A 10,726-nucleotide genomic window follows, 5' to 3' on the forward strand; every position below is an offset into this window, starting at 1 on the left:
GAAAGAGGAAAGATGCAATAGATGAGTTGGATTCGGGTTCAGCTGACCAGCGCCTTGCCATTGCGCACGAACGGCAGTTTAACCACAGTCGCGGTCAGCTTGCGGTCGCGGATCTCGACCTGCACGTCGGTGCCGATGGCAACGCTCTTGGGCAGGCGCGCCAGCGCGATCGACTGCGACAGGCTCGGGCTGAAAGTGCCGCTGGTGATTTCGCCTTCACCGGCAGCGGTGATGACTTTCTGGTGGGCGCGCAGCACGCCGCCCTTGTCGCGCAGCAGGAGGCCGACGAACTGGTCGCGCTGGCCATTGGCTTGCAGCGCGGCCTTGCCGGTGAAGTCGCGTTCGCTTTGCAGGTCGACCGTCCAGGCCAAGCCTGCGTCGAGCGGCGAGACGTGCTCGTCCATGTCCTGGCCGTAGAGGTTCATGCCGGCTTCCAGACGCAGCGTGTCGCGCGCGCCCAGGCCAGCCGGGCGCACGCCGGCTTGCAGCAGGCGCTCCCACACACCGGCGATCTGCGCGGCGGGCACGACCAGCTCGAAGCCGTCTTCACCGGTGTAGCCGGTGCGCGCGACCATGATTTCGCCAATGCCTTCGATGGTGGCAAAGCCTGCGTTGAACGGCTTGAGCGCCTCGCCCACGGCCTGCGTACCGGGCAGCGCAGCGTAGGTCTTGGCGCGCGCGTTCGGGCCCTGCACGGCCAGGATGCCCAGCGGCTCGGCGCCGGCGTTGTTGTCGGAGCGGCGCGGGGTGACAGTCACGCTGGTGCCGGCGGCGGCGTTCTGCGCGATGATCCATTCGATGTCGGTCGGCGCGGTGCCCGCGTTGACCACCAGACGGAACCAGTCTTCGCGGAAGAAGTAGACGATCAGGTCGTCGATCACGCCGCCCTTGGGGTTGAGCATGCAGCTATAGAGCGCCTTGCCCGGTGTTTGCAGCTTGTCGACGTTGTTGGCGAGCAGCCCGCGCAGGAAGTCGCGTACGCGCGCGCCGGTGAGATCGACCACGCACATGTGCGAGACGTCGAAGATGCCGGCGTCCTGGCGCACGGCGTGGTGTTCTTCAATCTGGGAGCCGTAGTTGACGGGCATGTCCCAGCCGCCAAAGTCGACCATGCGGGCGCCCAGCGAGCGGTGGATGGCGTTGAGCGGCGTGTGTTGGAGCGTCATGGAATCTCTCGGCTTGGGCGCCGCCCGAATTGCCCGATTGGGCCTGGGCGCGCGGCGCGTTGAACGGGGACCAAAAAGCAAAAAGGCCACCCGCACAGCCTGACGCCTCATGGTGACGCCATGAAGATGATCAAGCTGCGCGGATGGCCCCTCTGTCCTTGGTACCTGAGAGATTGCGAAGCGGAGCGCATAGCGGTGCGTGCCGGTTCGTGAGCCCCTTCGGTGGGCGCCCGCAGTAGTTGTGCGGCGCCTGCTCTCCAGAGTGCGGCCGGATACATGTCCGGCCGATCCACCCGGTCCTGGATGCCTGAGAGTTTTCGGGTGCTACCCCTTCGGCGGTGCCTTGCCTTGTGCGGCTGGCACGCTCTCCCGGATGGATGGCCGGAATTTACGGAAGGGGGCTGGGATTGTCAATTGGGGTGCCAATCGACATGTTCTGGCCGCGCGCAGAAGACAACGGCCACACCTTCGGGCGCCGGCGGTATCGCCTTGCCCTGGTGTGGCCGATGCGCGGGTCGTTGGAAACCGGTGCTTAGTTGCCGATCTGGCGGCTCACCTGGTTTTCCTGCTGGTTCAGGGTGCGTTGTTCCTGCTTGGTGATGTGGCCACCATTCTGCGAAGCCATGTCGCGCTCTTCCTGACGGATCTGACGGTCGTCCTTGTGCAGTTGGCGGGCCTGACCCTTGGTGATTTCGCCTTCCCTCACTTCGTTGTGGATACGCTTGTTCTGGTTGGCCAGGCGGTGGTTCACCTCGGCGCGGCGCGGGTGGTCCTTCTGCCACTGCGTTTGAGCGAAAGCGCCGGTGGTTGCGGACAGGGCGACGGCGGTCACAGCCAGGATCTTGACGATGCGGTTCATGGTTTCTTCCTCCGGTGGGCGGCTGACCGATTCAGCCGCTGTCCCGTCCATAACGGCACGTTCTGGCTCCGGGCTGACCGCCGTCATGTAACGGGGCGTAAGCGGTGTAACGGCCAGAAGCAGAGCGAGGGGCGCAAACGAGTGCGGTCGTCAGCGCTGCCCCGATGAGGGCGCAATACGGAAATCGATTCGCGCCAGGAGGGGCGAAGCGGCAACAGATCGCGCCCCAAATCCTCCAAATCTGCCGTGCTACCATCCCACCCCGCTCGATCGTCTCCCGTCTGCATTTCCCATGTCTTCCGGTCTCGCCCACGGGCTCAATGCTGCCCAATCCGAAGGTGTGCATTACCTCGATGGCCCGTGCCTGGTGCTGGCCGGGGCGGGCTCAGGCAAGACGCGCGTGATCACGCAGAAGATCGCGCACCTGATCCTCGACAAGGGCTTCGAGCCCAAGCACATCGCCGCCGTCACGTTCACCAACAAGGCGGCCAAGGAAATGCAGGAGCGCGTGGCCAAGCTGATGGAAGGCAAGACACGCGAAGACGGCAAGCGCATCCCCATCAAGCAACTGACGGTGTGTACGTTCCACTCGCTGGGCGTGCAGATCCTGCGGGCCGAAGCCGAGCACGTGGGCCTCAAGCCGCGCTTCTCGATCATGGATTCGGACGACTGTTTCGGCATGATCCAGGAGCAGTTGGCAACCACCGACAAGCAGTTGATCCGCCGTGTGCAAAGCACGATCTCGCTGTGGAAGAACGGCCTCGTCGACCCGGACACCGCGATTGCCGAGGCGCTCGCCAACAACAACGTGGATGACCACCAGGCGGCGCTGGTCTACCGCAACTACGTCGCCACGCTGCACGCCTACCAAGCGGTGGATTTTGACGACCTGATCCGCATTCCGGCCGAACTGTTCGCGCGCAATGAAGAAGTGCGCCTGAAGTGGCAGAACCGCCTGCGCTACTTCCTCGTTGATGAATACCAAGACACCAACGCCTGCCAGTACCAGTTGCTGAAGCTGCTGGCGGGCGGTTCGCACCTGCGTGCGCCGGCCTTCACAGCCGTGGGCGATGACGACCAGGCCATCTACGGCTGGCGCGGCGCCACGCTCGACAACCTCAAGCTGCTGCAGACGGATTTCCCGAACCTGAAGGTCATCAAGCTGGAGCAGAACTACCGCTCCACGGTGCGCATCCTGAACGCAGCCAACGCGGTGATCGCGCAGAACCCGAAGCTGTTCGAGAAGACGCTGTGGAGCGAGCACGGCATGGGCGACGCCATCAACGTGACCGGCGCCAATGACGAAGAGCACGAGGCCGAGAGCGTGGTCTTCAAACTCTCCGCGCACAAGTTCGAGCGCCGCGCACAGTTCCGTGATTACGCGATCCTGTATCGGGGCAACTTCCAGGCGCGCCTGTTTGAGCAGATCCTGCGGCGCGAGCGCATTCCATATGTGCTCTCGGGCGGGCAGAGCTTTTTCGACAAGGCCGAGATCAAGGACTTGTGCGCGTACCTGCGTCTGATCGCCAACGCCGATGACGACCCCGCCTTCATCCGCGCCATCACGACGCCCAAGCGCGGCGTGGGCAATGCGACGCTGGAAGTGCTGGGCGCATTCGCGGGGCAGGCCAAGGTGTCGCTGTTCGAAGCGGCGATGATGGGTGGCATCGAGGCCCAACTGGCGCCGCGCCAACTGGAACCGCTGCGCGTCTTCTGCGAGTTCATCGTGCGGCTGTCGGACCGTGCCGCAAGGGAACCCGCCAGCACGCTGCTCGACGAGATGATGGAAGGCATCCACTACGAGGCGTACCTGTACGACACCTACGACGAGCGCCAGGCCCAGAACAAGTGGACCAACGTGCTGGAGTTTCTGGACTGGCTCAAGCGCAAGGGCACCAAGCCCGAGAAAGAAGACGACGAAGAGGCCACCGGTTTCGCCAATGCCGATGGCCTGATGGACGCCGGCAAGAACCTGCTGGAGCTGACGCAGACCATCGCGCTCATCAGCATGCTCGAAGGCAAGGAGGAAGACCCGGATGCGGTGCGCCTGTCCACGCTGCACGCGAGCAAGGGCTTGGAGTATCCGCACGTGTTCCTGGTGGGCGTGGAAGAGGGGATCCTGCCGCACTGCCGTGAAGACGACGAGCTGACCGACGAGAAGATCGAGGAAGAGCGCCGCCTGATGTATGTGGGCATCACCCGCGCGCAGCGCAGCCTGCATATCACATGGTGCAAGAAGCGCAAGCGGGCGCGCGAGACGGTGGTATGCGAGCCGTCGCGGTATATCGCTGAGATGAAGCTTGGCGATGATGCCGGGCCAACGCCTGAAGACACGATGCCGGCCATGTCGCCGAAAGACCGGCTGGGCGCGCTCAAGGGCTTGCTGGCGGCGAAGAAGCCGACAGCGTGACTTGGATGCCTTGATTGGCCGGACTCCGCAATTCTGGCTAAAGTGACGCTTACTGAAAACCGCCCAGGAGCGCACATGAAGCCCATCCCGACGTCCCTGCTGTCCGCCGTTTGTGCAGCCCTGTTCTGCGTCGCAGGCTCCACGATTGCCGCCACGCAAGCACTCGCGGCCACCCCCGGCGGGGCGGTCAGCGCCGACGACATCAAGATGTTTCCCAAGGCCCAGGACGGCCAGAAACGGGTCGTCATTTCCCTGCCGGCCGCCACGCAGGAGGACGACATTCAAGTCGAACTCATCGTCGGCAAGACGATGCGCGTGGACTGCAACCGCCACTGGTTTATGGGCAGCCTGACCCAGGAGACCGTGCAAGGCTGGGGCTACTCGTATTACCAACTGGCAGACGCCAAGGGCCCCGCCGCCACCATGATGGCGTGCCCTGGGCAGCCTGAGCATGAGGCATTCGTGCCAGTGCGAGGGGAGGGCTATCTGCTGCGATACAACAGCCGACTGCCGCTGGTGGTCTACGTGCCGCAGGCGTTCGAGGTGCGTTACCGGCTGTGGCACGCGTCAACCGAGATGCAGTCGGGCCGCGAGCAATAGCGCCAAACCAAAGCAAACATAGCGGCACGGGCAGCGCGAACACAAGGTTTGGTTTGCCTTGCCCTCGCACTCGATCTGTGAGGGGCGAAACCGGGGATGAACGATAAGAAATTCAGACCACCCGCCTAGCTCCCACTCCCCTGGATGTAGTTCAAATCCACAAACTCGCTGCCACGATTCCCCCGCGTGAAATCGAGCGTAAACCCGCCGAGATCGATGCGCGTCTGCAGGGCTCGCCGCAATTCCGGCCCGGTGGCTTTACCTCCCGCCGCACGCATCGCATGAATCAGGAAGCTGGCCGCGATATAGCCCTGCAATGTCGCTGCGGAAGGCGGCTCGTCCAGGAACTGCTTCATGCGCGCAATATGCTCGCGCGTGATCTTTGTGTTGCCACTCGCAGGGTTGGGCACGATCTGGGCGAGCAGCATGCCGCCGCTGTAGCCGGCGCCAAGGATTTCGCGCGCCACCTGCGGGTTGACTGACGACAGCCCGACCAGGAAGCCGTACCACCCATGCTGCGCCAGAGCGCGGCCGATGCTGGCATAGGCGAGCGTATCGCCGGCGACGATGACGGCGGTCGGCTTGGTTGGGGCGATACGCGCGCCGAGTTCACTCGGGTCGCCACTGAAGGTGTAGAGGTCGAGCGTTTCAGCGGCTTCGCCCTTGGCCGATGCCGTGCCGGCGAGTGCGCTGCGCAGGTGCGTGCCGAGCTGTGGATCGAAGCCGGCGGCCGTCACCAGCGCGATGCGCCGCATGCCGAACTGGCGCAGCCGGTTGTGCGCAGCAACGATCTCGTGGTCGTAGTCGGGGCGGATGAACCAGACGTTGTCGGACGCGGATGTCGCGCCCGAGAGCGGCGCCAGCAGCGGTACGTTGCGCCGCAGGATTTCCGCCGAGCCAGCCAACGCCGGCAGCAGGCGTTCGCTGACCCCGAAGAGCACTTCCGCATGATCGCGCTCGATCAGGTCGATCGCCTGCGGCACGGCCTCGGCTGGTTCAACTTCGCGCCGGACGAGGCTGATACGCCGGCCTTTGATGCCACCGCTCTGGTTGGCCGCATCGAAGGCAACCTTGGCGCCGGCCATGAAGTCGCGCGCGTAATCAGCCTGAGTGCCGCCGCGCTCCACCAACTGTCCGACGACGAACGTCGCGTTGCCCTGCGCGTGCGCGGTTGTCGTCACAACGGCGCCGACGCAGGCCAGCGCGTACGCGCAGCGGCGCGCCCAGGTCTTCCACATGGTGCTTCCCCCAAAGACGAATGGACGGCGCGTTCTTGTGTTCTTGTGACGGCCCGCGCGCAAGCAGGCCGATGCCGATCGCCGATGTTAGAAGGCAAACCATGACAGATCGGTGAAGTTAGCCCCCCTCCCGGTGGAGGGGGTGGCGCGTTTGGCCTCCCTTGGATCGACGTTGATACACGTCAACGCGATGCCGATGGTGCCGTCTTACGATGAACCGTCACCCCAATACATTCACGCCCCCATGTTTCCGTTTGCTAAGCCGGTCGACGACGCGTCGGCCGCCAAAGATGGCGCCTTCCGCTGGTCGGCGCCGCAAGTGCGCGAGCTGGCGCAGCGCTTTGACACGCACGGCCCGCGCTATACCTCGTACCCGACGGCGGACCACTTCCACAATGCCTTCGGCAAGGCCGACTACCTCGACGCGCTGCATCGCCGTGCTGCCATCGCGCCCGCGATGCATGCGCCGCTGTCGCTGTACATGCACCTGCCATTCTGCGCGAACCTTTGCTACTACTGCGGCTGCAACAAGGTCATCACCAAGGACCACTCGCGCAGTGCGCCGTATATCCGCGCCCTGGCGCGTGAAATGGCCATGGTGGCCAAGCACGTGGGCCCGCTGCGCCGCGTGACGCAACTGCATTGGGGCGGCGGCACTCCCACCTTCCTGATGCACGACGAGATGCGCGCCGTGATGGACGCCACCAGGGAGCATTTCGACTTGGCGAGCGACGCGGAAATCTCTGTCGAGCTCGATCCGCGCCACGCGGACGATCCCACGCTCGAAGTGCTGGCCGATCTTGGTTTCAACCGCGCGAGCCTCGGCATTCAAGACTTTGACCCCGACGTGCAGCGCGCCGTCCACCGCATCCAGAGCGTGGAAGATACGCGTCGCGTGGTCGACAGCGCGCGGCGTCTGGGCTTCGAGTCGATCAGCTTCGACCTGATCTACGGCCTGCCGTATCAGCGCACCGGCACGTTCAACGCGACGCTGGATCGCGTGCTGGAGATGGCGCCGGACCGGCTCTCCGTCTACAGTTACGCGCACCTGCCGCATCTGTTCAAGCCGCAGCGCCGCATTGATCCGCTCACGCTGCCCACCGCCGATGAAAAACTCGACCTGCTGGCAATGACGGTCGAGCGGCTGGTTTCTGCCGGCTACGTCTACATCGGCATGGATCACTTCGCCCGCCCCGATGACGCACTCGCCATCGCACAGCGCGAGGGGCGGCTGCAGCGCAATTTCCAGGGCTACTCCACGCACGCGGATTGCGACATGCTGGCCTTTGGCGTGTCCGCCATCAGCCGCGTAGGCGATGTCTATGCGCAGAACGAGAAGGACCTCGACGGGTACTACGCGCGTATCGAGGCAGGCGAACTGCCGGTGCTGCGCGGCCTGTCGCTCACGCCGGATGACCACGTGCGCCGCGCGCTGATCAGTGAGCTGATGTGCGGGTTCGAACTGGACATGCGTGCGTTCGGCGCGCGGCACGGGCTGGATTTCAAGCGCACCTTTGCCGACGAGTTGAAAGCGCTGGCGCTGCTGGAAGCGGCCGGCCTAGTGAAGGTGGGTGACGAGCGCATCGTTATCACGCCGCAAGGGCGCTTGCTGGTGCGGCGCATCGCCATGGTGTTCGACGCGCATCTGCGCGCCGCTGGCACCGAGCGCGCGATCGAAGCCGAGGGCAAGCCCATCCGCTTCGTGCCGCGCTACTCCAAGGTCGTCTGAGTCGCTCAGGCGCTCAGGCTGACACCGGCTCGGGTTGCTCCGCCGCGTCGGTTTGCGCGGTGGGCGCCACGGTCTGCGGCCAGATTTCTGCCAGGCGCAGCAGATTGGTCGAACCCGCCTGCCCGAACGGTATGCCTGCCGTGATGGCGATCTGATCGCCCGTCACCGCAAAGCCTTCGCGCGCAGCAGCCCGGCAGGCCGCATCCACCATGTCATCCACGCTGGTCACGTCGGCACTGACGGTGCTGTGCACGCCCCAGGTGATTGCCAGCCGGCGCGCCGTATCCAGGCGCGGCGTGATGCTGACGATGGGCGCCAGCGGCCGTTCGCGTGCGGCGCGCAGGCTGGTCTTGCCGCTGGACGTGTAAGTGACGGTCGCCACCGCGCCCAGGATGTGCGTCACGTCACGCAGCGCCGCGCAGATCGCATCCTGGTGCGTCGGCAGCGGGGCCTGGTGCTGCGCGTCGATCAGGTTGCGGTAAAGCGGGTCGCGCTCGGTCTCGGCAATGATGCGGTTCATGATGCTGACCGCCGCCACCGGGTGCTTGCCGCTGGCCGATTCAGCCGAGAGCATCACTGCATCGGTGCCGTCGTACACGGCGGTGGCCACATCGGATGCTTCGGCACGCGTGGGCACCGGCGCTTCAATCATCGATTCGAGCATCTGCGTGGCCACGACCACCGGCTTGCCGTGCTGGCGCGCGACACGCAGGATGCGCTTCTGCACGCCGGGCACGCGCTCGGGCGGCAACTCCACGCCCAGGTCGCCACGCGCCACCATCAGCGCGTCGGACGCTTGCACGATGTCTTCCAGGTGCAGCAGCGCAGCGGGCTTCTCGATCTTGGCGAGCAGGCCAGCGCGGTCGCCGATGATCTCGCGGGCGGCGATCACGTCTTCGGCGCGCTGCACGAACGAGAGTGCAATCCAATCGACGCCCAGCGACAACGCGAAGTCCAGATCGCGCAGGTCTTTCTCGGTCAGCGCGGGAATGGGGATCACGGCATCTGGCACGTTCACGCCCTTGCGGTCGGACAGCGGGCCGCCGTCGACCACGCGGGTGACGATGGCGGCCGGGTCCGCAGTCTCCACGGCCAGGCGGATCTTGCCGTCATCGAGCAGCAGCGATTGGCCCGGCGCGGCGGCTGCAAACAGCTCGGGGTGGGGCAGATGCACGCGCGTGACATCGCCCGCCGTCGGGTCGCGGTCGAGCACGAAGCGATCACCGTTCTTGAGCGTGACGCGGCCCTCGGCAAACGTGCCGATGCGCAGCTTGGGGCCCTGCATGTCGGCCAGGATGCCGATGGGGCGGCCGGTTTCGGCTTCCACCGCGCGCACGGCGTCGTAGCGCTTGCGGTGGTCTTCGTGCGAGCCGTGGCTGAAGTTCAGGCGGAAGACGTCGGCGCCAGCGTCGAAGAGGGCGCGGATGGTGTCTTTGTCGCTGCTGGCGGGGCCGAGGGTGGCGAGGATTTTGGTGTTGCGGAAGCGGCGCACTTTGGATTGCTCCGGTGGGTTTGTGTTTGGACCTGAGTGGTGCATCCCTTATTTCAGCCCCGGCAGGGGATGAAACAAGGGATGCACAAAAAACAAAAAACAAGAACCCCAGTTCATCCCCCGCCACAGCGCAGCGTCAAGCAGTTAAGCAATGTCGTGGTTCGACATAATCTCAATCGCCCGGCACAGCGCCGAGTGATCCTGCTTACCCAGCCCATTGGCCGCACAGGTATTGAACAGCTCCTGCGCCGTAGCCGTGTTGGGCAGAGCCACGCCCAGCGTCTTCGCACCTTGCAGCGCGAGGTTCAGATCCTTCTGGTGCAGCTCAATGCGGAAGCCCGGATCGAACGTCCGCTTGACCATGCGGTCACCGTGCACTTCCAGGATGCGCGATGCAGCAAATCCACCCATCAGCGCCTGACGCACCTTTGCCGGATCAGCACCCGCCTTCGATGCAAACAGCAGCGCTTCCGACACCGCCTGGATGTTCAGCGCCACGATGATCTGGTTGGCCACCTTGGTGGTCTGGCCGTCGCCGTTGCCACCGACCAGCGTGATGTTCTTGCCCATCAGGCGGAACAACGGCTCGACGCGGTCGAACGCAGCCTGCTCACCGCCCACCATGATCGTCAGCGATGCGGCCTTCGCGCCCACTTCACCGCCCGACACCGGAGCGTCCAGGTATTGCGCGCCGGTCTTGTTGACGCGGGCAGCGAAGTCCTTCGTGGCGATCGGCGAGATCGAGCTCATGTCGACGACGATCTTGCCGGCAGCGACGTCCTTGCCTGCATCCTTCAGCGCCTTGGCGACGCCCTTCTCGCTGAACAGCACAGCCTCAACGTGCGGGGTGTCCGGCACCATGATGAAGATGATGTCGGCGCGCTTGGCGACTTCCTCGGCGCTCGTGCAGACCGTCACGCCGGCTTCCACCAGCGCGGCGGGTGCCGGGTTGACGTCATGCACGAATAGCGTGTGGCCAGCGGCGCGCAGGTGGCCTGCCATGGGGGCGCCCATGATGCCGAGGCCGATGAAACCGAGGTTGAGATTGTTTGCCATGGTGAGGGATCTCCTTGGTTTGAATGTGTTGGTGGTTTGCTTGTTTGAACCTTGGTGGTTCATCTCCCTTTCACCCCCTGCCGGGGGCGACTCACTTTCTTTGTCTTGCCAAAGAAAGTAAGCAAAGAAAGGCGCGCCCGAGATGGCGACCCCTTCCTTGAATTTGTGTAACCGGG

General features: G+C 64.7%; 8 protein-coding genes and 2 riboswitches. Of the genes, 3 read left to right on the forward strand and 5 right to left on the reverse strand.

Annotation, left to right across the window (positions count from 1 at the left end; translation table 11 throughout):
- Nucleotides 1-38: 38 nt before the first annotated feature.
- Nucleotides 39-1,166, reverse strand: coding sequence for a glycine cleavage system aminomethyltransferase GcvT (gene gcvT, locus B4F51_RS13155; protein WP_296226163.1), 1,128 nt, complete (start codon nucleotides 1,164-1,166; stop codon nucleotides 39-41).
- Between the two features lie 142 nt (nucleotides 1,167-1,308).
- Nucleotides 1,309-1,437: riboswitch (glycine riboswitch) on the reverse strand.
- Nucleotides 1,438-1,450: 13 nt separating this feature from the next.
- Nucleotides 1,451-1,548, reverse strand: a riboswitch (glycine riboswitch).
- 150 nt (nucleotides 1,549-1,698) lie between these two features.
- Entirely contained in the window at nucleotides 1,699-2,025 is a 327-nt protein-coding gene (locus B4F51_RS13160) for a hypothetical protein (protein ID WP_296226166.1), read from the reverse strand.
- A 292-nt stretch (nucleotides 2,026-2,317) separates the two neighbouring features.
- Between B4F51_RS13160 and B4F51_RS13165 the strand changes: the two genes are divergently transcribed.
- Nucleotides 2,318-4,435, forward strand: coding sequence for a UvrD-helicase domain-containing protein (locus B4F51_RS13165; protein WP_296226170.1), 2,118 nt, complete (start codon nucleotides 2,318-2,320; stop codon nucleotides 4,433-4,435).
- Between the two features lie 75 nt (nucleotides 4,436-4,510).
- Complete coding sequence (gene eco / locus B4F51_RS13170; RefSeq protein ID WP_296226172.1) at nucleotides 4,511-5,035, forward strand: serine protease inhibitor ecotin; 525 nt, start codon at nucleotides 4,511-4,513, stop codon at nucleotides 5,033-5,035.
- A 125-nt stretch (nucleotides 5,036-5,160) separates the two neighbouring features.
- On the opposite strand, the gene B4F51_RS13175 is transcribed toward eco, so the two are convergent.
- Nucleotides 5,161-6,273, reverse strand: coding sequence for an ABC transporter substrate-binding protein (locus B4F51_RS13175; protein ID WP_296226175.1), 1,113 nt, complete (start codon nucleotides 6,271-6,273; stop codon nucleotides 5,161-5,163).
- A 244-nt stretch (nucleotides 6,274-6,517) separates the two neighbouring features.
- Here B4F51_RS13175 and hemN point away from each other — a divergent pair, with 244 nt between their 5' ends.
- Nucleotides 6,518-8,002 carry an oxygen-independent coproporphyrinogen III oxidase gene (gene hemN, locus B4F51_RS13180; RefSeq protein ID WP_296226176.1) on the forward strand — a complete coding sequence of 495 codons (1,485 nt, stop codon included), beginning with the start codon at nucleotides 6,518-6,520 and terminating at the stop codon, nucleotides 8,000-8,002.
- Nucleotides 8,003-8,015: 13 nt separating this feature from the next.
- Here the strand turns inward: hemN and pyk are convergent, their stop codons facing one another.
- Complete coding sequence (gene pyk / locus B4F51_RS13185) at nucleotides 8,016-9,494, reverse strand: pyruvate kinase (RefSeq protein WP_296226178.1); 1,479 nt, start codon at nucleotides 9,492-9,494, stop codon at nucleotides 8,016-8,018.
- Nucleotides 9,495-9,638: 144 nt separating this feature from the next.
- A complete protein-coding gene (gene glxR / locus B4F51_RS13190; protein WP_296226181.1) occupies nucleotides 9,639-10,550 on the reverse strand; it encodes a 2-hydroxy-3-oxopropionate reductase in 912 nt (303 codons plus the stop codon).
- Between the last annotated feature and the right edge of the window lie 176 nt (nucleotides 10,551-10,726).

The sequence above is a fragment of the Ralstonia sp. UBA689 genome (assembly GCF_002298975.1).
Lineage (GTDB): Bacteria > Pseudomonadota > Gammaproteobacteria > Burkholderiales > Burkholderiaceae > Ralstonia.

What these genes read in the sequence shown, in the direction of transcription:
- B4F51_RS13175 (WP_296226175.1), bottom strand. Translation starts at nt 6,273, where the DNA reads ATGTGGAAGACCTGGGCGCGCCGCTGCGCGTACGCGCTGGCCTGCGTC.
- eco (WP_296226172.1), top strand. Translation starts at nt 4,511, where the DNA reads ATGAAGCCCATCCCGACGTCCCTGCTGTCCGCCGTTTGTGCAGCCCTG.
- B4F51_RS13160 (WP_296226166.1), bottom strand. Translation starts at nt 2,025, where the DNA reads ATGAACCGCATCGTCAAGATCCTGGCTGTGACCGCCGTCGCCCTGTCC.
- glxR (WP_296226181.1), bottom strand. Translation starts at nt 10,550, where the DNA reads ATGGCAAACAATCTCAACCTCGGTTTCATCGGCCTCGGCATCATGGGC.
- gcvT (WP_296226163.1), bottom strand. Translation starts at nt 1,166, where the DNA reads ATGACGCTCCAACACACGCCGCTCAACGCCATCCACCGCTCGCTGGGC.
- hemN (WP_296226176.1), top strand. Translation starts at nt 6,518, where the DNA reads ATGTTTCCGTTTGCTAAGCCGGTCGACGACGCGTCGGCCGCCAAAGAT.
- B4F51_RS13165 (WP_296226170.1), top strand. Translation starts at nt 2,318, where the DNA reads ATGTCTTCCGGTCTCGCCCACGGGCTCAATGCTGCCCAATCCGAAGGT.